The 20,350-nt window shown below is 45.1% G+C and carries 27 protein-coding genes; 6 read left to right on the top strand and 21 right to left on the bottom strand.

The genetic code is table 11. The features are described from left to right. Window positions 1-9: 9 nt before the first annotated feature. Genes ICE93_RS02880 through ICE93_RS02860 form a run of 5 tightly spaced genes read right to left on the bottom strand, consistent with a single transcriptional unit; the run spans window position 10 to window position 4,106 of the window. Window positions 10-276, bottom strand: coding sequence for a YfhL family 4Fe-4S dicluster ferredoxin (locus ICE93_RS02880; protein WP_216185442.1), 267 nt, complete (start codon window positions 274-276; stop codon window positions 10-12). 25 nt (window positions 277-301) lie between these two features. Then, on the bottom strand, window positions 302-799 hold the full coding sequence (gene coaD / locus ICE93_RS02875; protein ID WP_068319648.1) for a pantetheine-phosphate adenylyltransferase: 498 nt from the start codon (window positions 797-799) through the stop codon (window positions 302-304). Between the two features lie 36 nt (window positions 800-835). Then, window positions 836-1,432 (bottom strand): 16S rRNA (guanine(966)-N(2))-methyltransferase RsmD, encoded by a 597-nt coding sequence (rsmD, locus tag ICE93_RS02870; protein ID WP_216185440.1) that lies wholly within the window; start codon window positions 1,430-1,432, stop codon window positions 836-838. Window positions 1,433-1,458: 26 nt separating this feature from the next. Next, window positions 1,459-2,793 carry a pitrilysin family protein gene (locus ICE93_RS02865; protein ID WP_216185438.1) on the bottom strand — a complete coding sequence of 445 codons (1,335 nt, stop codon included), beginning with the start codon at window positions 2,791-2,793 and terminating at the stop codon, window positions 1,459-1,461. Further along, complete coding sequence (locus ICE93_RS02860) at window positions 2,790-4,106, bottom strand: pitrilysin family protein (RefSeq protein ID WP_255554464.1); 1,317 nt, start codon at window positions 4,104-4,106, stop codon at window positions 2,790-2,792. The genes ICE93_RS02865 and ICE93_RS02860 overlap by 4 nt, the downstream gene beginning before the upstream one ends. Before the next feature lie 114 nt (window positions 4,107-4,220). Between ICE93_RS02860 and ftsY the strand changes: the two genes are divergently transcribed. Next, window positions 4,221-5,111 (top strand): signal recognition particle-docking protein FtsY, encoded by an 891-nt coding sequence (ftsY, locus tag ICE93_RS02855; RefSeq protein ID WP_216185434.1) that lies wholly within the window; start codon window positions 4,221-4,223, stop codon window positions 5,109-5,111. Window positions 5,112-5,204: 93 nt separating this feature from the next. Beyond that, window positions 5,205-6,128, top strand: coding sequence for an RNA polymerase sigma factor RpoH (gene rpoH, locus ICE93_RS02850; protein WP_216185432.1), 924 nt, complete (start codon window positions 5,205-5,207; stop codon window positions 6,126-6,128). A 33-nt stretch (window positions 6,129-6,161) separates the two neighbouring features. Here the strand turns inward: rpoH and ICE93_RS02845 are convergent, their stop codons facing one another. The 5 genes from ICE93_RS02845 to ICE93_RS02825 are packed head-to-tail and all read right to left on the bottom strand — an operon-like array spanning window position 6,162 to window position 10,221. Continuing rightward, window positions 6,162-6,746, bottom strand: a complete 585-nt coding sequence (locus ICE93_RS02845) for an SCO family protein (RefSeq protein ID WP_216185429.1) — start codon at window positions 6,744-6,746, stop codon at window positions 6,162-6,164. Between the two features lie 7 nt (window positions 6,747-6,753). Next, window positions 6,754-7,647 carry a heme o synthase gene (cyoE, locus tag ICE93_RS02840; RefSeq protein WP_216185427.1) on the bottom strand — a complete coding sequence of 298 codons (894 nt, stop codon included), beginning with the start codon at window positions 7,645-7,647 and terminating at the stop codon, window positions 6,754-6,756. A 2-nt stretch (window positions 7,648-7,649) separates the two neighbouring features. After that, on the bottom strand, window positions 7,650-8,771 hold the full coding sequence (locus ICE93_RS02835) for a heme A synthase (protein WP_216185424.1): 1,122 nt from the start codon (window positions 8,769-8,771) through the stop codon (window positions 7,650-7,652). Then, window positions 8,771-9,427, bottom strand: a complete 657-nt coding sequence (locus tag ICE93_RS02830; protein WP_216185420.1) for a hypothetical protein — start codon at window positions 9,425-9,427, stop codon at window positions 8,771-8,773. Before ICE93_RS02830 ends, ICE93_RS02835 begins: the two co-directional genes overlap by 1 nt. Beyond that, complete coding sequence (locus tag ICE93_RS02825) at window positions 9,424-10,221, bottom strand: SURF1 family protein (protein ID WP_255554463.1); 798 nt, start codon at window positions 10,219-10,221, stop codon at window positions 9,424-9,426. The genes ICE93_RS02830 and ICE93_RS02825 overlap by 4 nt, the downstream gene beginning before the upstream one ends. Before the next feature lie 24 nt (window positions 10,222-10,245). On the opposite strand from ICE93_RS02825, the gene ICE93_RS02820 reads away from it, so the two are divergent. Next, window positions 10,246-10,458 (top strand): twin transmembrane helix small protein, encoded by a 213-nt coding sequence (locus tag ICE93_RS02820; protein ID WP_216185417.1) that lies wholly within the window; start codon window positions 10,246-10,248, stop codon window positions 10,456-10,458. A 62-nt stretch (window positions 10,459-10,520) separates the two neighbouring features. On the opposite strand, the gene ICE93_RS02815 is transcribed toward ICE93_RS02820, so the two are convergent. The 7 genes from ICE93_RS02815 to ICE93_RS02785 form a co-directional block, all read right to left on the bottom strand. Next, window positions 10,521-11,375, bottom strand: a complete 855-nt coding sequence (locus ICE93_RS02815) for a cytochrome c oxidase subunit 3 (RefSeq protein WP_216185414.1) — start codon at window positions 11,373-11,375, stop codon at window positions 10,521-10,523. Between the two features lie 29 nt (window positions 11,376-11,404). Continuing rightward, on the bottom strand, window positions 11,405-11,599 hold the full coding sequence (locus ICE93_RS02810) for a DUF2970 domain-containing protein (RefSeq protein WP_068319664.1): 195 nt from the start codon (window positions 11,597-11,599) through the stop codon (window positions 11,405-11,407). Next, window positions 11,596-12,180, bottom strand: a complete 585-nt coding sequence (locus ICE93_RS02805; RefSeq protein WP_068319666.1) for a cytochrome c oxidase assembly protein — start codon at window positions 12,178-12,180, stop codon at window positions 11,596-11,598. Before ICE93_RS02805 ends, ICE93_RS02810 begins: the two co-directional genes overlap by 4 nt. A gap of 12 nt (window positions 12,181-12,192) precedes the next feature. Continuing rightward, on the bottom strand, window positions 12,193-12,408 hold the full coding sequence (locus ICE93_RS11475) for a cytochrome oxidase small assembly protein (protein WP_370624584.1): 216 nt from the start codon (window positions 12,406-12,408) through the stop codon (window positions 12,193-12,195). Beyond that, window positions 12,308-13,927 carry a cytochrome c oxidase subunit I gene (gene ctaD / locus ICE93_RS02795; protein WP_216185408.1) on the bottom strand — a complete coding sequence of 540 codons (1,620 nt, stop codon included), beginning with the start codon at window positions 13,925-13,927 and terminating at the stop codon, window positions 12,308-12,310. Before ctaD ends, ICE93_RS11475 begins: the two co-directional genes overlap by 101 nt. Before the next feature lie 43 nt (window positions 13,928-13,970). Then, window positions 13,971-15,125 carry a cytochrome c oxidase subunit II gene (coxB, locus tag ICE93_RS02790; protein WP_216185405.1) on the bottom strand — a complete coding sequence of 385 codons (1,155 nt, stop codon included), beginning with the start codon at window positions 15,123-15,125 and terminating at the stop codon, window positions 13,971-13,973. Between the two features lie 179 nt (window positions 15,126-15,304). Further along, on the bottom strand, window positions 15,305-16,102 hold the full coding sequence (locus ICE93_RS02785) for a methyltransferase domain-containing protein (protein WP_255554462.1): 798 nt from the start codon (window positions 16,100-16,102) through the stop codon (window positions 15,305-15,307). A gap of 23 nt (window positions 16,103-16,125) precedes the next feature. On the opposite strand from ICE93_RS02785, the gene ICE93_RS02780 reads away from it, so the two are divergent. Together ICE93_RS02780 and trmL are read left to right on the top strand one after the other, a co-directional pair. Then, window positions 16,126-16,887 (top strand): ComF family protein, encoded by a 762-nt coding sequence (locus ICE93_RS02780; RefSeq protein ID WP_216185399.1) that lies wholly within the window; start codon window positions 16,126-16,128, stop codon window positions 16,885-16,887. Further along, window positions 16,880-17,350, top strand: a complete 471-nt coding sequence (trmL, locus tag ICE93_RS02775) for a tRNA (uridine(34)/cytosine(34)/5-carboxymethylaminomethyluridine(34)-2'-O)-methyltransferase TrmL (RefSeq protein WP_216185396.1) — start codon at window positions 16,880-16,882, stop codon at window positions 17,348-17,350. Before ICE93_RS02780 ends, trmL begins: the two co-directional genes overlap by 8 nt. Before the next feature lie 21 nt (window positions 17,351-17,371). On the opposite strand, the gene ICE93_RS02770 is transcribed toward trmL, so the two are convergent. The 4 genes from ICE93_RS02770 to ICE93_RS02755 are packed head-to-tail and all read right to left on the bottom strand — an operon-like array spanning window position 17,372 to window position 19,637. Then, window positions 17,372-18,394: an NAD(P)H-dependent glycerol-3-phosphate dehydrogenase gene (locus tag ICE93_RS02770; RefSeq protein ID WP_216185393.1), complete on the bottom strand. Its 1,023-nt coding sequence runs from the start codon at window positions 18,392-18,394 to the stop codon at window positions 17,372-17,374. A 23-nt stretch (window positions 18,395-18,417) separates the two neighbouring features. Next, complete coding sequence (gene secB / locus ICE93_RS02765) at window positions 18,418-18,930, bottom strand: protein-export chaperone SecB (RefSeq protein ID WP_216185390.1); 513 nt, start codon at window positions 18,928-18,930, stop codon at window positions 18,418-18,420. A 29-nt stretch (window positions 18,931-18,959) separates the two neighbouring features. Further along, entirely contained in the window at window positions 18,960-19,214 is a 255-nt protein-coding gene (gene grxC, locus ICE93_RS02760; protein WP_216185387.1) for a glutaredoxin 3, read from the bottom strand. A gap of 9 nt (window positions 19,215-19,223) precedes the next feature. Beyond that, window positions 19,224-19,637, bottom strand: a complete 414-nt coding sequence (locus ICE93_RS02755) for a rhodanese-like domain-containing protein (protein ID WP_216185384.1) — start codon at window positions 19,635-19,637, stop codon at window positions 19,224-19,226. Window positions 19,638-19,659: 22 nt separating this feature from the next. On the opposite strand from ICE93_RS02755, the gene gpmA reads away from it, so the two are divergent. Next, entirely contained in the window at window positions 19,660-20,349 is a 690-nt protein-coding gene (gpmA, locus tag ICE93_RS02750; RefSeq protein ID WP_216185381.1) for a 2,3-diphosphoglycerate-dependent phosphoglycerate mutase, read from the top strand. Window position 20,350: the final 1 nt, after the last annotated feature.

Genomic DNA, 20,350 nt, shown 5'->3' with positions numbered 1-20,350 from the left:
GCCAGTCAGTTAGACTGGGTTGACTTTCTTATTGGCAGTTAAAAGCCTGAACTTCACCATCAACTGCTCTTGAGATTCAACAAACTCGTGATTGAACGGAATACAGTCTACGGGGCAAACTTGGCGGCACTGAGGCGCATCGTAATGCCCCACACATTCCGTGCATTTATTGGGATCGATTTCATAAATCTCTAGGCCCATATAAATTGCATCATTAGGACATTCTGGCTCACACACATCGCAGTTGATGCATTCGTCCGTAATCATTAAAGCCATGATTTAGTCGCCAAATTTCATTTGGTCACTCTTTGTTCTGAGCACCAGAGGCAATTTTTTTCACAAGCCATTTTTCCACTGAAGGGAAAACAAACTTGCTCACATCACCACCCATCGATGCAATTTCACGCACAAAGGTTCCGGAGATGAATTGATATTGATCAGATGGAGTTAAAAACAAAGTTTCAACATCAGGCAATAAATAGCGATTCATACCCGCCATTTGGAACTCGTACTCGAAGTCAGAGACGGCGCGCAATCCACGCACAATCACGCGCGCATTGTGCTCACGCGCAAAATCTTTCAATAAGCCAGTAAAGCCCACAACCTTGACGTTGGGATAGTGACCAAGCACTTCTTTGGCAATATCAATGCGCTCTTGCAATGTAAAGAATGGACGCTTACTGCGGCTATCAGCAACACCCACAATCAGCTCTGTGAAAATGCTAGATGCACGACGCACCAAGTCCTCGTGACCACGAGTAAATGGATCAAATGTTCCAGGGTATACAGCTACAGTCATAATATTCCTAAGGCTTTATCAGCTACAGGCAAGAGTTTAGCCTCTTCCACCCCGAAATAGACAAGCTTTTACCTGTCCAGCCTCTAAGTATTTTCCACAATGCCAATCTGGCAGCAGGGCTTCTATCTCCTCGCGCGGACGACTTGATGGAAATTCGACATAAATACCGCCTCCAGAGGCGTCATCACACACTCTTCCCGCCTCAATCACGGCTCGATCTAACAGGGTCGATTCCTGAAATGGTGGATCAATAAAAATTAAGTTGCTGGAGCGATCTGCTTGTTGCTTCAAAAACTCTAAGCTATCTCGTTGCAATATTTCTACAACTCCAACAGCGGGTGATGACTGCAGTAAAGCAAAGTTAGTCTTTAAGTTTGCGTGAGCCTTCTTATCCTTCTCCAGCAAGATCACTAATTGCGCCCCTCTTGATGCAGCCTCAAAACCTAAGGCGCCAGTACCAGCAAAAAGATCTAAGCAACACAAACCTGACAAATCCTGCCCCAACCAATTAAATAGCGTCTCTCGGATTCTGTCAGTTGTGGGACGCAGACCCGGCAAATCTAAAACAGTTAGCAGACGACTCCTCCAGTTGCCCCCAATAATCCGAACTTTCTTGGGTGGTTCCGTATTCAAAGGCTTATTCGCTTTATTGGACTTATTTATTTTTTTGCTCCCAATACAACGATCTTCATGCGATCCATTGCCAGATATTTTTGGAACGAAGCTTTAACTTGCTCCAATGTCACTGCTTCAACTTGCTTAGTCCAAACATCCATGGTGTCGAGAGGCAAATCATTCCAGGCAATGGAAGAAACGTTATCCAATAATTTACGATTGTTATCTATTCGTAGTGGATAGCCATTGATTAAGTTTGATTTAGCGGCTTCGAGTTCGGATGGAGTGGGGCCATCAGCAATAAATTGAGCGATAGTGGTGCTCATCACATCTAAAGCAAGGGTGGCTTGATCACTCTTAGTTTGTAGACCAGCTTGAAAAATACCGTTTTCTTTTCCTGGGGCAAAGTAACTAAATACGCTATATGCCAAGCCACGCTTCTCGCGCACTTCAGACATTAGGCGAGAAACAAAACCGCCGCCGCCCAAAATGTAATTGCCAACGAGTAACGGGAAATAATCAGGATTGTTACGGGCTACGGCCGTCATTCCCATTGCAATATGGGCCTGCTGGGCATCAAACGGAATTTGAATTTCTCGTTGAGCCAAAGCCTCTATTGGGGAACGCTGCAGATCGGGCAACTTCGCAATAGCTTGGCCAGATTCAGGAATCTGCTTTAACAAATTCTGTACGATTTCTGCGGCCTGGGTACGATCTACATCCCCCACAATGCTCACAATCATGCGATCACCGCGATAAAACTGCTTATGAAATTGTTTGAGGTCATTCGTGTTTATAGAACCAACTGACTGCACCGATGGTGAGTCAGCTAAAGGATAGTTTCCATAAACTGATTTTTTAAAACGTCGCTCCAATACAAATTCTGGCTTTGTTTCTGCTTCACGCAAGCTCGTGATTGTTCTTTGCTTCTCACGCTCAACGATTTTCGGATCATAGGTGGGCGAGCTCAACATGGCTGCAGCTAACTGCACCGCTCTATCACGCAAGTCTTTTCTACTGAGGCTACGAATACGCAGAATTGCTCTCTCACCACCCACCGATAAACCAATATTGGCGCCCAAATCAGCAATTTCATCGGCTATTTGAGCCTCCGTTAACAAGCCCTTATCGCCTCTAGCGCCATAATTCATCAGGCCTGCAACCATATCAGCCACGCCGCTTTTACCAGAAGGATCATAGCGGTCACCCGCATCAATACTGACCTCAATATCGACCATGGGCAATGCTTCAGTCTGGACTAAATAGGCTTGAGCGCTCTTATAGGAGTCCAATTTCTCAATCGGCAATATTGCGTAAGCATTACTCAGCAAACCAAAACCTAGTAGACAAGCTGAAGTGATTCTCAAGAAGGCATTCATTGTTTACCCCCCTTGTCAGCAGATATACGAGCCTGCGGATCCAAAACGGCAATCGTCAAACCCTCGTCAACCAAATATTTTTTTGCAACTGCTTGGACTTGTTCTGGAGTAATGGTCTGCATTTTCTCCAACATATATTTAATGTCTTTCCAAGAAAAACCTGCCATCTCGGTAGAACCGATTTCCATTGCCTGACCAAAGATAGAGTCACGCTTATAAATTTGATCGGACAATATACGCACCTTAATTCTCTTAAGCTCGGATTCCAATATTCCTTTTTGCTTTACCTCATCAAGTGCCTTCCGAATACTTGTCTGAGCCTGGTCAACTGTCTTACCTTTGGCCATCGTTGCGCCAATCAAAAATAACTCTGGGCCGCGAGAGACCATGTCATACCCCACGCCAACATCATTTACCACTTTTTCTTGCTTAACGAGAATGCGATTGAGGCGGGCATTGTCATAACCATCTAGAACGGCTGTGAGCAGCTCTAATGCATATGGCTCAACATCATCAAGCTTCCCAGACTCCAGGCGGGGCACCTTCCAGGCCATAGCTAGCTGAGCATTATCCGCGGGTGCTTTTACCCGAACCTGCTTAATTCCTTTTTGAGGCGGCTCAATTTGAGGTTTGCGAACTGGCAATTCGTGAGTAGCAGCTGCGCCGTAATATTTTTCCACCATAGCCAAAACTTGTTTTACGTCCACATCACCAGCTACTACTACTGTTGCATTATTTGGCGCATACCAACTGCGATACCAATCCCGTGCATCTACTGGCTTCATATTTTGCAAATCATTCATCCATCCAATCACGGGATGACGATACGGTGAACTCATGTAAGCAGTTGCCATCAGTGACTCATTGAGCAAACTACTTGGATTATCTTCGGTACGTAAGCGACGCTCTTCCATGACAACTTGAATTTCTTTAAAAAACTCTGCGTCGTCAAAATTGAGATTAGACATACGATCAGCCTCAAGCTTGATCACGTTTTCTAGCTTTGATTTTTCAACTTGCTGAAAGTATGCTGTGTAGTCACGGGATGTAAATGCATTTTCGCGCCCGCCTACAGCCGCTACCAATCGTGAAAACTCACCAGACTTCACCTTATGCGTGCCCTTAAACATCATGTGTTCAAGCACGTGGGCAACACCAGTCTTACCATTGACCTCATCCATAGAGCCGGCTCGATACCAGACCATATGAGCGACTGTTGGTGCGCGATGATCTTCTCTGACAATCAATTTCAGGCCATTCTTCAACTTATATTCATGCGTATCAGCAGGTTGAGCACCAGCAGCCCAACTCATTTGAGTAAATAGGATGAATAAAAAGGAAATTCGAAGTAAATTAGAAAGCATCTGCTAAATCACCATACTTTGAGAATTAAATTGATAAGATGCATGATTTAAATTGTATCGATTATGTTCGGCTTACGTAAAACCCTCGGATCCCTTTTTAAATCAAGCAAGATTGATGAATCTTGGTTTGACACTTTGGAAGAATCGCTAATACAAAGTGATGTGGGCCTTCCTACGACCGAACAACTCATCGGCAAACTACGTAAAGCAGCAAAATCGGAGAAAGCCTCCAACCCCGAAGAGCTGCAAGCGCTCCTCATTCAAGAAGTCAACTCACTGCTTACTTCTATTGAGCCATTACCTAACCCACTCTTCACTAGTGATAAGCGTAACACTCCAGAGGTATGGTTAGTTGTAGGGGTAAACGGTGCCGGAAAGACTACAACTATTGGCAAACTCTGCCGACTCTTTCAGTCTCAAGACAAATCAGTTCTCCTAGCTGCTGGCGACACCTTCAGAGCGGCCGCTCGTAACCAGCTTCAAGAGTGGGGTGGACGCAATCAAGTGGATGTGATCACCCAGGAAGGTGGTGACGCTGCCGCTGTTGCGCATGATGCGATTCATGCAGCCGTCTCTCGCAAGAATGACATTCTTATTATTGATACTGCAGGTCGTCTGGCAACACAGGACAATCTGATGGAGGAACTCAAGAAGGTGAAACGAGTCATTGGCAAAGCGCTCCCTGGAGCGCCTCACCACACACTGCTCGTTTTGGACGGCAATACCGGGCAGAACGGCTTAAGTCAGGTAAAGGCATTTCATGCTGCCCTAGGCCTTACTGGAATCATCGTAACTAAGTTAGATGGCACTGCTAAAGGCGGTGTTATCTGCGCCCTTGCCCACACCCTACAAGAAGACCCAAAACCCGCTGTTCTAGCTCTAGGTAAAGGCGAGGGAATTGATGATTTAGCCCCCTTCACAGCAGGGCAATATTCTTCGGAATTATTCAATTAAATCAATAGCTTATTAAGCTTAAAAACAATTAGCACTCTCTTGACAAGAGTGCTAAAATATAACTCTATCAATACCTCATATTTATAAGAAAAAATGGTTCAAAAGAAATCTGACAAACCGAATTTGCAAACGCTGCCAGTCGCGCAGACTGCGGCGGCGTCTGCATTTCCAATGCTGCCAACTCTTGGGGTTGGCACTCTCGATTCATATATTGCGTACGTTAATCGTGTACCGATGCTCAGCGCTGCGGAAGAGTTACACCTTGCGCAGGAATTTCGTCGCACAGAAAATGTGGATGCTGCTAAAACTTTAGTACTGTCACATTTGCGTTTAGTAGTTTCTGTTGCTCGCCAATATCTTGGCTATGGCATTCCACACGCAGACTTAATTCAAGAAGGCAATATCGGCTTGATGAAAGCAGTAAAACGCTACGACCCTAACAATGGTGCTCGCTTAGTGTCTTATGCGATTCATTGGATCAAAGCAGAAATTCATGAGTACATCCTCAAAAACTGGCGTCTGGTTAAAACTGCGACCACAAAAGCACAACGTAAATTGTTCTTTAACTTGCGCAGCAATAAACCCACCTTAAGCGCACTAACCCCGAGTGAAGTAGATGCTTTAGCTAAAGCACTTGATGTCAAAGGTTCTGACGTTAAAGAAATGGAAATGCGTCTTGCTGGCGGAGATGTTGCGCTGGAAGGTGATGATGGCGATGATGACTCGGCCTACGCCCCTATTCAGTGGCTAGCAGACAACTCACAAGAGCCTACTGCGCGTATTGCTAGCGCTGAAGCTGATGCACTTCAAGGCCCTAAATTAGATCAAGCACTGATGGCTTTAGATGAGCGCAGTCGCAATATTGTGCGGTCTCGTTGGTTGGCGATGGATGCTGACGGTAATGGCACCAAGACATTGCATGATCTTGCTGATGAGTACGGCATCTCAGCTGAACGTGTTCGCCAAATTGAAACGGCTGCACTCAAAAAAATGCGTAGCTTGCTGCAAGCAGCCTAAACAAAAAAAGAGCTCGATTCAGAACCCTTTTCCTTACTTTAGAAGCTCTTTCAAATCATGTGCCAAGGTCTCTGGACCTTGTGCATGTTTGATATATAAACGTAGGCGACCCTCTGGATCAAATGCATAGCTACCTGCTGAGTGATCCATCGTGTACGAGCCCGGCTTAGCGCCTGGTACCTTCTTGTAATAAATCTTGAAGTCCTTGGCGACCTTCTCTAATGCAGCTTCATCCGCTGGACGTAGGCCTAAGAAGCGTGGATCAAATGCAGGAACGTACTGCTTCAAAATCTCCGCTGTATCCCGCTCCGGATCTACCGTCACAAAAAGCACTTGAACCTTATCTGACTGGGGCCCCAGGAGAGTCATGACTTGCTGCATCTCGGTCAAGGTTGTTGGGCAGATATCAGGACACTGGGTATAACCAAAGAACATTACAACTACTTTGCCCTTAAAGTCAGCCAAGGTTCTGACTTTTCCATCTGGATCCAGCAAACTAAAGTCTTTACCAAATGCTGTGCTACCGGTGATATCAATGTTTTTGAATTCCGGCTTTGGGCTACAAGCAGTTAGTACAAAACACAGAATTGCTAGAAAGCAAACACGTAGAAAATTCATATGGATCTCAGAGGAAATAGTGATCTACTAAAAGGGCTGCAAAAAGTAGCGATAGATAGGTGATAGAAAAGCGGAATGTTTTCTTGGCCAAAGCATCACTATAAGAAACAAATAACGCAACGACGTAAGCCAAGAACATTAAACCTAGAATAATGGCTGATATTAAGTACACTATACCGCTCATGCCGTAGATATAAGGCAACATCGTGGCAGCAATCAAGATCAGGGTGTAAAGCACGATATTGAGAAGCGTGAAACGCTCGCCATGAGTTACCGGCAACATTGGCAAACCCGACTGCACATAGTCATCACGGCGGTATAAAGCTAAAGCCCAGAAATGTGGGGGCGTCCATACAAAAATGATCAGAACTAACAGCCATGCTTCTGCTGAGAGAGTATTGGTTACTGCCGCCCAGCCCAGTGCGGGTGGCATAGCACCAGACAATCCACCAATCACAATATTTTGTGGTGTTGCGGGCTTTAGTAACCAGGTATAAATCACCGCATAACCAACGAAAGTAGCTAGAGTTAGCCACATCGTCAACGGGTTACAGAAGTTCCACAAAATAACCATTCCGAGCGAGCCCAAAATGATGGAAAAAATAATGATGTGAAATGGTGTGACTTCACCAGTAGCGGATGGACGCCAAGAAGTTCGCTTCATTTTGGCATCAACAGCTTGCTCTATTAGACAATTCACCGCAAACGCAGCACCGGCTAAAAGCCAGATCCCAGCAATACCGCCGATAAGAACTGGGTAAGGCACCATGCCAGGTGTGGCCAAGAACATGCCAATAACAGCACAAAATACGGCGAGCTGAGTCACTCTAGGTTTAGTTAAAACCCAATATTGACGCCAACGCGGCAGAGCCACTGACGCGTTTGTTTTAGAGTCACTCATATTTATGCCATCTTCTTTTGAATGAAAGGCTTCCAGGAGGCCCAATTACTCATTCTGACTAAACAGAATACCAAAGCAGCAGAGCCAGCGGTATGCAATAAAGCGGCTAATAAGGGCCACTGGAAGACCACATTAGAAATACCAGTCACGATCTGCAGCAGCAGTACAGCCAATAACAGCTTAGCTACCAAACTAAGACCAAATAGAGCTGGGGTTGCCAGCTTTAACGCTTTGAGGCCCAAAGTGCCTAGGACAATCAACACCAAGACCGCAAAAAGCCGATGTGCCCAATGAATGGTTTGCAGGGCTACGGGTGAGATAAATTCACCTTGTGCATTTAAACCTAATTGACGCCAAAGCGTAAAGCCTTCGCTCCAATTGGTTTCTGGCCATACGCTTCCCATACAGGTCGGAAAATCTGGACATGCTAAAACGGCGTAATTAGTGCTCACCCAAGCACCCAAGAAAATCTGGATAAAGAGAACTACGAAAGAAAGGGTGAGAAACTGCGCTGAAATAGGTCGAATACGAAGAACGCGAACTGCAGAAAGTTTTTCTTCCCAAGATTGTTGCGCATACAGGGTGAGGAAGGACAACAAAACTAAGGCCAACATCAAATGAATCGTGACAATAATAGGTTGTAACTTGAGGGTCACAGTCCAAGCACCAAAAGCACCTTGCACGCAAACCAATACAAGTAAACCGAGACTACCCAGTAAAGGATTTTTTCCTAGAGACTTGAGCTTACTGAGGGCAATTCCCACCTGCACCAAAATGAGTGCGCCTACAGTCATCGCCAAATAGCGATGAATCATTTCGATCCAAGCCTTAATCACAGTTACAGGGCCAGTAGGCATGGCGCTTTCAGCCCGCTGAATCTCGGTCAGCGCATGGAATGGATTGGAGGTGCCATAACATCCAGGCCAGTCGGGACAGCCTAAGCCTGAGTCGGTAAGACGTGTAAATGCTCCAAACACGATTAGATCAAAAGTCATAAAGACCAATACCCAATTGAGTTTTTGGAAAAAGCTATAGCCTGGCTTTCTCCAAAGATAGAGCAGCGGCAGGCCTGCAAAAATAATTGCGATGGCAGCTAACTCTAAAAATAAAATCAAACTCGGCATTACAAATTCTCGCCCTTATGATTTAACTTCAAGAGTTTTTCTAGATCTTTCTTCATGCCAGCGAACTCTTTAGGAGAGTTTGTCACTGGGAAGTACATCATCTTTGCGGGACTTGGGTCTACTAACTGAATCTGCTGACCCGCACCCTCTTTATTGAGCCATGCCTCAAAGTCAGAACGAAGTTTAGGATCCGACGGAAGGGAAACAAGTTTGAAGCCTGCAGATTTTTCGTCATACGCTTTAATGACTTCTGGATCAACAGGCTGGCCATCTGTGTTCACCCATAAGAGCTGGAGGCGACCACCCTCTCTCCCCATGGCAACCTTAACTTGACGCATCAAAAATAAGGCTTCAATACATTTCTCATCCTTAACTTTGCATTCGCCAGCAGGACGAGCAATTAAAAGACTCCACTTACCTTTTGTGGGCGTATCAAGCCATGCCGTATTGAATTCTTGAGCTGGGTAAACAAGAGTGCCCAAATTGGTTTTACCGCCAGCAGGCTTAATCACGTAATACGTAAAATAGGATGCGATTACTGGAGAGGCGCAAGCCAACAGTAACAACAGCATCTGAATACGACCACGACGGGTACGCGCATTAATAGCAGCTGAATCTACCTGTGATGCCGGAATTAATAACTCTTTATCACTCACCCTTGATCCCCTCGATGCCTTTGACTAAAATCCTGACGTCTGTATTGACGCAACCCTGTAACTAACCAAAATAGGAAGCCAGCAAAAGCCAAAGCAAACCACTGGAATGCATAAGCATAATGGCGATCGACTCCGCTTGTCAGGGGCGGCCACTCACGTAGCAAACCGTCATCCGAGCCAACCTCAACCTCACGCAAAATAAATGGGGCTTGCGTCCAACTATGCAACTTAGCTTCAGACACTAAGTCAAAATTTTGCTCAATTCTAGGCTTACCAGGGTCAACAACACCCTTACCGCCACCTAGTTCATAAACCTTGCCGGGCTGAGCAAAAACGATACCCTCAACATTGACTACCTTATTTGGCGTCTGAACAGGTGGCAAGGTCTCACGATTTTCATTATTGCGTGGCGCCCAACCCCTATTAACCCAAAGAATCTCATCCTTGCCATCCAGTCTTAAAGGCATCATCAGATAGAAACCCGATTGCGAAGTAGTGCTGCCAGCAGGAGGGGTGGGTCTAGGCCGGTTATCCAGCCAAATGGCTGCCTCGGGAATGTATTGACCTCTAGCAATCATGCGGCGCTCACGAGCCTCCTCTAAAGCCCAAGGACCAGCATTCGCACTTAAGATGGGCATTTGTTGGCGAGCCAACAAATTGGCGGCCAAGGCAATTTTGGTATCCGCTCTATTCAGCTGCCAAATACCCGCTCCACAGCCAATCGCAATCACGATCAAGGCTGATACAGTAGCAACTATGCGCTTTGTAATGAGAGCAGTAAAAAGACTATTCAAGAGATTTAATAATAAGGATTTGTGATGAAGTGGATTATTCCAATTGTCCTACTAATGATTGTTTTTAGCTTAGGATCGGCTTTGTATTACATGATGAAAGATAGGGGCAATAGCTCACGCATGGTCCACTCACTCATGCTGCGTATCGGACTATCTATCGCACTATTTGCCGGAATTCTACTGGCCCACTACTTTGGATTCATTGAGGCTACTGGAATTAAAGTGGGCACCAATTAAACGGCGCTTCTCTTTGAGGGCTTAAAAACAAATCGGGGCTTTAGGCCCCGATTTTTATTGGATTACATCCAGTAAACAGCGATGTATAAGCCAAGCCAGACTACGTCAACGAAGTGCCAATACCAAGCAGCGCCTTCAAACGCGAAGTGGTGTTTAGAAGTGAAATCACCGCGAATCATACGACGCAAGACAATCGCCAACATCGTGCCACCAAGGAAAACGTGGAAGCCGTGGAAGCCAGTCAACATGAAGAATGTGGAACCATAAATGCCTGAAGTTAGCTTCAAGTTCAACTCATGATATGCATGGTAGTACTCATAAACTTGGAAGCCCAAGAAGATGAGGCCCAAACCAACAGTTGCAGCCAAGCTAATGATGGCTTTCTTCATATGGTTCTCTACTAAAGCATGGTGAGCGATAGTAATCGTTACACCAGAGCTCAAAAGCAACAATGTGTTGATTGTTGGAATTGGCCAAGGACCCATAGTGGTGAATTTCTCAACCAAACCAGCAGGACCGTCATTTGGCCAAACAGCTTGGAAATTAGGCCAAAGCAACTTGCTTTCTACATCACCCATCCAAGGCATCGCAATATTTCGCGCATAGAACAAAGCTGCAAAGAATGCGCCAAAGAACATGATTTCAGAAAAGATGAACCAAGCCATCGACCAACGATAAGAGATGTCTACGTTGACACCATTCTTGCCTGCATTGGATTCTGCAATCGTATCGCCAAACCAGTTATAGAGAACGTAGAGAACAAACGCAACGCCCGCGAGGGTCAAAGGTCCGCCCCAAGAGGCATGATTTACCCATCCAGAAATACCAAAGCCAAAAGCAATTAAGCCAAAAGCGGCCATTGCTGGATGTCTAGATAGTCCAGGGACGAAATAGTATGGGGTTGAATTGGATGACATCTTATTCTCTCTATTCAATCAAAAAATAATCAATGGGACACAACTACTTTCACTATCAACAGAAGTACGCCCATAAAAATCAAGGCGCCAATAACCCCTGCAATGATAATGTGCACAAAACTCAATGAAGCAACATCTTCCTGCAAACCTGACTTCTTACGCACCCCCAAAAAGCCCCACATCACGGCTTTCATAGACTGCATAAAACTACTTTTCTTTTTCATGAAGCCAACCTTGATTTTGGAGCTGGTGGCGTACCACCTAAACCTAACTCAAAGAAGGTATATGACAAAGTAATTGTTTTTACATCATCCGGCAAACCTGCATCGATTACAAAGACTACCGGCATCTTTTTTGTTTCTTTTGCTGCTAGCGTTTGCTCCTGAAAGCAAAAACATTCTAATTTCGTAAAAAACTCCGTTGCGCTTTTAGGCGCATAACTTGGTATCGCTTGAGCGCGTACTGGGCGATTTTGATTGTTAGTTACCTCATAAACAATCTCAGTCATTTCACCAGGATGCACTTCTAAAAAATTCTTTACTGGCTTAAATGTAAACGGGCCACGGCTATTTGAATCAAACTCAATAGTTACTGTACGAGCATAGTTAACCTGAGTATTACCTACCTTATTAGGACTGAAGGCTCTAACACCATAATCATTCTTGCTTGTTACTACGTTAATTCCAGTGACCTCACACAAGGCCTTGTACATTGGAACTAAGGCATAACCAAAACCAAACATCATCACAGCTGCAATTAAGAGCTTCAACAAAATTTGGCGGTTGAGTGCTTGATCGATCACCATGTCTTCAAGGGATTAACCCAACAAGCTTCGTTTAATCAAAATGCCTATAAAAAAGGTTGCTACAACGCTCAACAGGATGAAGCCCATCCTGCGATTATTCGCAGCAAGGGCTTGCTTACCTGATGAATTAAATTCCTGCTTCACGCATCTGCTCTGCGCTAGGCGGAGTTTCAAAAGTGTGATGTGGCGCTGGTGAAGGCACTGTCCACTCAAGACCTTTGGCTCCATCCCAAGGCTTCATTGGCGCTTTTTCACCCTTACCGTTATAGGCTGGCAATACAACGAAGAGCAAGAAGTAAACCTGCGCTAAACCGAAGCCCAATGCACCAATCGATGCAATCGCATTGAAATCAGCAAACTGAGTTGGGTAGTCAGCATAGCGACGTGGCATACCTGCTAAGCCCAAGAAGTGCATTGGGAAGAAAGTAATGTTGAAGAAAATCATGGAAGCCCAGAAATGGATCTTGCCGCGAGTTTCACTAGCCATGTAGCCAGTCCACTTTGGACACCAGTAGTAAAAACCGGCAAACATCGCAAATAATGAACCTGCCACTAATACATAGTGGAAGTGAGCAACGATGTAATAAGTGTCCTGAATACCAATATCAATTGGCGCCATCGCACAGATCAAACCAGTAAATCCACCCATAGTGAAAACGAAGATAAAGCCGATAGCCCACAACATTGGAGTTTCAAAGGTCATTGAGCCTTTCCACATTGTTGCTACCCAGTTAAAAATCTTCACACCAGTTGGGACGGCGATCAACATGGTTGCGTACATAAAGAACAATTGACCTGTTACTGGCATACCAGTTGCAAACATGTGGTGAGCCCAAACGATGAATGACAAGATCGCAATAGATGCGGTTGCATAAACCATTGAGCTGTAACCGAACAATGTTTTTCTAGAGAAAGCAGGAACGATTTCACTGATGATTCCGAATGCTGGAAGAATCATGATGTAAACCTCTGGGTGACCGAAGAACCAGAAAATATGCTGGAACATGATTGGGTCGCCACCGCCAACTGCGGAGAAGAATGAAGTACCGAAATGACGGTCAGTCAGAACCATCGTAATTGCGCCAGCCAATACAGGCATCACAGCAATTAACAAGTAAGCAGTGATCAACCATGTCCAGCAGAACATTGGCATCTTCATTAATGTCATACCAGGAGCGCGCATGTTCAAAATAGTTACGATGATGTTGATCGAACCCATGATCGATGACGCACCCAATAAGTGGAGTGCAAAAATCGCCATGTCCATGCCAGGACCCATTTGCGAAGTCAATGGAGCATAAATAGTCCAACCCCCTGATGGAGCGCCACCAGGAACCAAGAATGAGCTCAACAACAATGTTGCTGCTACAGGAAGAATCCAGAAGCTAAAGTTGTTCATACGGGCAAATGCCATATCAGATGCGCCGATTTGCAAAGGCACCATCCAGTTAGCGAAACCAACGAAGGCCGGCATAATCGCGCCGAACACCATCACCAAACCATGCATGGTAGTTAGTTGATTAAAGAATTCTGGGCGCAGGAACTGCAAACCAGGTTGGAACAATTCCAAACGAATTCCCAACGCCATCACACCGCCAGCAAGCAAGCTAACGAATGAGAAGATCAAATACATCGTACCAATGTCTTTGTGGTTGGTTGCGAACAACCAACGACGCCAACCATGTGGTGTGTGATCGTCGTGTGCGTGATCGTGTGCGTGATCGTGGATAGTAGAGACTGTGCTCATGAATTACTCCGGTTTCGTTTTTATCTGTATTTGTTAATCTGAATTAATTGCCGCGCGCAGTAACAATGTCTTGGGTTTGAATTACTTCACCAGTCTTATTACCCCATGCATTACGTGTGTAAGTCATCACCGCAGCAATATCGCCATCAGAGATTACGCCAGCCCATTTCGGCATTGCGCCTTTACCGTTAATCAGGATGTTGTATTGCGCGGCTTTAGGCCCCAGCACAACTTTGCTGCCATCCAACGCCGGGAAAGCGCCCGCACCTTTGCCGCTAGGCTGATGACAAGCTGCGCAGTTTGCTGCGTAAACTTTTGCACCACGCTCTTTCTGCTCATCCAAGGTGTAAACCTTAGATGGATCATCACCAGCAGCGCCCATTTCTTTTTTCTTCTGAGCAACCCAAGCGGTGTAGTCATCTTGTGAAACCACACGCACAACGATAGGCATGAATGCATGCTCAGCACCGCAAAGCTCAGAACACTGACCGCGGAAAGTGCCAATAGTTTCAGCTCTGAACCAGGTGTCACGAACGAAGCCTGGAATCGCATCTTGCTTTACGCCAAACGCTGGGATAGTCCAGGCGTGGATAACGTCGTTAGCAGTAGTAATCAAACGAATTTTCTTCCCTACAGGGACAACCATCTCATTGTCTACTTCCATCAAGTAGGTATTTGATTTAGGTGCCAAGTTATTAATTGCTTCGCGTGAAGTGGACATAGTTGATAGGAAGCTAATTCCTTCGCCTTCGCCTTTGATGTAGTCGTAACCCCACTTCCACTGATAACCAGTAGTTTTAATAGTGATATCAGAGTTAGTGGTGTCTTTCATTGCAACAACCGTTTTTGTTGCTGGCAATGCCATGCCAATAACAATCAGCAATGGAATGACTGTCCAAATAATTTCAACAGTGGTGCTCTCGTGGAATGACGCTGATTTGTGGCCCAATGATTTACGGTGCTTCAAGATGGAATAGAACATCACTCCAAAAACACCAATGAAAATTAACGCACAAATGATCAACATCATCCAATGCAACCAATGAATCTCTTGCATGATTTTGGTAGCAGCAGGCGCAAAATTCAGCTGATTTACAGCTGGGCCACCAGGCATATTCTCCGCTGCATGAGCAAAAGCAGTGCCAAAAGCAACTACGAAATAGAGCGAAGCCCTAGTGACTTTTCCAAATAAATTCATCTTATTCTCTGTTTATTGTCGTGAGCAAAGCAACAAAAATGCCGCAAATTGCTCAAAAAACGGTCTCAAGCCAATACATCCTGCCGTGATTATAGGGTTAATTAGGCGTAACAACAAACAGGGATAACCCAGCCTGACCCAATCTTGACCAAGGTTAAAATGATAGTGAGTACTTACACTTAAGCAGAATCTGGTCTAGTCTTGCGTCCAATTTGATTTAGATCAATATAGGCTACGCTGTCTTTAGCCTTCGCAAGATGCTTTCCAATCGCCCAAGCATGTCCATAGACCACTTCTAATGTGAGTTTTTGCGGCAAAACACCCAATTCTGAATCTTCTATTGAGGTGGAATGGATCAATTTAAGAGCCTTGATATCTACCAACAATAGAGTGCTGTTTTCATAGTCTAAGGTTAGGTACTCCATGTCCATTACCGGGTCCGAAAATCGCTCAGCAAGTAAAGCATCACCCATGTCATGCATATCCCAAGGGCTTAATAGATTTTTCAGTTGCAATCCCGGAATCACAACTGAACGCAACTCTTTTCCAGTGTCTGGGCCAAGATAGCTAAATGCAATCAAACCACCCTCACGCAGTACGCGCCAACACTCGTGCAGAAATTGTTTTGGGTCTGCCAAATCCTGCAATAGGAGATCACTAAAAATCAAATCGACAGAATTATCAGGAACGTCAAATCTTCCCGAGGATGTGTAACTGGCCAAAGAATCAGTACGCCCCCCAAATAGTGAACGCCAATGTGCGATTGATTTAACGCGCCACATTGCAAAACCTGAAACACCCTCATCCAAGAGGCTTATTAGGCGCGCCCTTGGGTAGCGTTTAGCAAATACATCCAAATGCTTTCCAGGAAAGTCCGGCACTATCAAAATATCTTTTACATCGAGCTTAACGATGTCCAACTTTTGCAGCATGCGATCTGCAATTTCGTCTTGTAACCATCTGATGGGCTGGGTCATTTGCTCAGTATACTCAGCGCCCCATGCGATTTCCAGAGAACATTCTTCAAGCGATTTGTGACCGTCTTTTACCAACGGCTTGCATTGTTTGTCACCAGTTTCAGCATCACTCGATTTGCAATAACTGCTTAGACGCTTTGCGACATGAAGGCTTGTTTAACTATCAGTGCTGCTATCAATGCGGCATCACACTTCAACCCGAAGAAATTGTCCAGCAACATTGCGCACTCTGCCAAATATCTAAATCCTACTTTGATGAAACTTATTGCTTGGATCGCTACACAGGCATTCTTCAATCGCCATTGCATGAGTTTAAGTACCAAAAACGCATTGCTTATGGTCATGCACTAAGTAGCGCCTGGAACATGCTTATCTCTTCGCAACTTGAACACACTGATTCAAGTTATTTACTGCCTGTTCCATTAAGTGTTCAAAAGTTGGCTCAACGCGGCTTTAATCAAAGCTGGGAAATTGCCAAGCGAATTCATTGTGGGAAACACGTTCAAAAATCCCCTTACATCCTTCGACGCCATCATTACTCGGCACACCAAGCTGGAAGGAATCTTGAGGAACGACATTTATATATTCAAGGAATGTTCTATATTGAAGCAAAATACATCGAGCAAATTCAAAATAAAACGGTCATCATCTTTGATGATGTCATGACTAGCGGAGCAACCCTTAATGAAATTGCCCGCGTTCTGAAGGACAATGGCGCATCTCGCGTAATCAATTGGGTACTTCTCAGGGCTACGCGACCAATCGAAAGAGTACAACATGTTTAATATCGTTTTATTCGAACCAGAAATTCCTCCCAATACCGGAAACATCATTCGTCTCTGCGCAAACACTGGTGCGAAACTACATCTCATAGAGCCTCTTGGGTTTCCGATGGAGGATGCAAAATTACGCAGAGCTGGCTTGGACTATCATGAATTTGCAAGAGTAAAAGTTCATCAAAATTGGACTCAGTTTTTACAAAATGAGAAACCCGATCCTAGACATCTTTTTGCGTTGACTACGAAGGGGTCGGGAAAATTTCATGAGGGCAAGTATTCACCTAATGATTACTTTGTATTTGGCTCTGAAACTAAAGGTATTTCGGATGAAGTGAGAGATTCCATACCAGCAAACAATCGCATGCGTCTTGCAATGCAAGATAACAGTCGTAGCTTAAATCTCTCTAATACAGTAGCAATCGTTGTGTATGAAGCATGGCGCCAAAATGGCCTTGCTGACGGTCAATAACAAGATATCTAGGAGCCGCGCTTAGGATTCGATTTTAGGATTCCGCCCCATGAGCCTCTTAACGGCATCATGTGGGTTTAATTTTCCAGACAATACTTCGCCCATCATGGCGGTAATAGGCATTTCTACACCAAGACGTTTAGCTAAGTCTCCAACTGCTTGAGCGCACAGCACGCCCTCAGCAACGTGCCCAAGACTAGCAAGTATCTCTGGTAACGATTTTCCAGCGGCAAGCTCAAGACCAACGCGACGATTGCGAGATAGATCTCCTGTTGCGGTCAAAATTAAATCACCGACTCCAGTTAAGCCCATACAAGTTTCAGACTTACCACCTGCAGCTTTAACTAGACGCATCATTTCAGCCAAGCCGCGTGTCAACACTGCGGCGCGAGCATTCAGACCCAAATCCAAGCCATCACCAATACCTGCGGCGATAGCCAAGACATTCTTAATGGCGCCACCCAACTCAACACCAATCAAATCATCGCTTGAGTAGATGCGCATATTGCCGTGATGGAAGGCAGCTTGAACAAGCTCGCAAAGTTTTGCAGATTTACTGGCAACAGTTAAAGCGCATGGCATCCCCGCACCAACCTCACGAGCAAAACTTGGGCCAGATAGTGCGCCATACGAATGCGCTATACCATTTGAGTAAATTTTACTTTCACGCTCTACCACTTGATGCGGTAACAAAGCAGTATCAGGCTCTAAACCTTTGCAAAGCCAAATAACATTGAGAGGGTGCTTGGCAACTTTTAAGACTTGATCAATCGTTTCAGAGAGCCCAGACATTGGCGTAGCTATGACTAAAAGATCGTCACTCGAAAGTCTTTTAATCGCAGCAGCAAAATCACTCTCGAGTTTTAACCCTGCGGGTAATTGAATACCTGAAAGATGAGTTCGGTTTTGACCGCTCTTTTGAATATCTTGTAATTGCTCTTGGCTGCGAGACCACAAACAGACATCGCCTTCATTGAGGTGGCGAGCAGCCTGTGCGGCCATCGCCGTTCCCCAAGCGCCAGCACCAAGCAGTGTCACTTTCATGATCTGTGGGCTCTATTAAAAACTTAGTGAGGCTTGCTTTCGGTTGCTGCGCCTTCTTTTGCGGCGGCTTCTTGCTGAGCCTGCATCAAACGATGCTCATACATGCCATGGAAGTTAATTTCATTCAAATGAATTGGCTGGAAGCCTGCACGACTAATGATGTCAGCGATGTTTGAGCGCAAGTATGGGTACAAAATAGTTGGGCAAGCTATGCCGAGCATTGGATCAATTTGTTCAACAGGGATATTACTGAACTCAAAAATACCTGCTTGTTTAGCTTCAACCAGGAACAATACTTTTGTATCTACCTTGGCAGTCACAGTGGCGCTCAAAGCTACCTCGAAGATTCCTTCACTTAAAGGAGCAACAGAAATATCAATCTCTACTTGCACTTGTGGCTCAGATGCAACCAACAAAATCTGTGGTGCATTTGGTTGCTCAAGCGACAAATCTTTTAGGTAAATACGCTGAATACGAAACCCAGGCTCTTTAGATTGTTCGTTACTCTCTTGGGGTGCGGAGGATTGTTCAGTCATTACTAACTTTCTTTTGTATGTTTAATCTATCAAGCCAATAAAGGATCAAGCTTACCGGCGCGATCCAATGCAACTAAGTCGTCATAGCCACCAACGTGAGTGTCGCCAATATAAATTTGTGGAACTGTGCGGCGACCAGTGCGGGTCATCATGATTTCTCGCTGCGATGGATCACGATCAATCAAAATCTTCTCTAGGTTATTTACACCTTTTTTGCTCAATAGCTTTTCAGCCATTACGCAATATGGGCAAACCTGGGTACTGTACATTGTTACTGGAGGCATTATTTCTCCTTACTTCACCAAAGGAAGAGCTGCTGCTTTCCAGGCCTGTACGCCACCATCCAATACCCCAACCTCTACAAAACCTAACTTTTGAGTTTCAGCAAGGAGCTTGCGGGATTGGGCGCCAGTGTCACAAACCAAGACAACAGGGAGCTTACGGTCTAACTTAAGCTTTTCAATTGCGGCAGTCAAGGCAGAAGAATTGGCAAATTTAGCACCTGGGAGGTGCCCAGCTTTGTACTCCTCCTCGGAGCGGAGATCAAGCACATACGCTTTACGACGATTAATCCAAATCGTTGTCTCTGAAGGCGACAAGCCTTTTCCGCCAATAAGCGTAGATAATGTGGGTAGGAAAAGCGCTGCGCCCGAAACCAGCAGGAGGGCAATAAGCGCTAAATTATCAATTTGCGTGAGAAAGTTCATCACCGGATTATAGAATGGCTCTATGAAACAACTTGTCCTTATTCGTCATGGCGAATCCGCCTGGAACCTTGAAAACCGCTTCACTGGCTGGGCGGACGTTGACTTAACCCCAAAAGGCTCAGAACAGGCCCTAGCAGCAGGTGCAAACCTCAAAAAAGCAGGCTATGAATTCGATATTGCCTATACCTCTGTTTTAAGGCGCGCTATTCGCACTCTCTGGAATGTACAAGACACTATGGATCTCATGTGGCTTCCAGTTGTGCACAGCTGGCGCCTGAATGAACGACACTATGGAGCCCTTACCGGACTCAATAAAGCAGAAACCGCTGAAAAATACGGGGATGCACAAGTTCATATTTGGCGTCGCTCTTACGATGTGCGCCCACCTTTGCTAGAGCATGAAGATGAGCGCAATCCCAAGAATGATCCTCGTTACTCCAAACTCAATACTTCTGATATTCCTTTGGGCGAGTGTCTGAAAGATAACGTTGAGCGTGTATTGCCATTGTGGAATGAATCGATTGCTCCAGCCCTCAAAGCTGGCAAGCGCGTTTTATTAGTTGCTCACGGTAATAGCATTCGCTCTCTCATTAAGTATTTAGATCAAATGTCTGATGAAGCCATTATGGAAGTCAATGTTCCAAATGGCATCCCGCTGGTTTACGAATTAGATGATGACCTCAAACCCATTCAACACTTTTATTTGGATTAAA

This window comes from Polynucleobacter sp. MWH-HuK1, assembly GCF_018881815.1.
In the GTDB taxonomy this organism is placed as follows: domain Bacteria; phylum Pseudomonadota; class Gammaproteobacteria; order Burkholderiales; family Burkholderiaceae; genus Polynucleobacter.
This window is presented reverse-complemented; position numbering and strand designations above follow the sequence as displayed.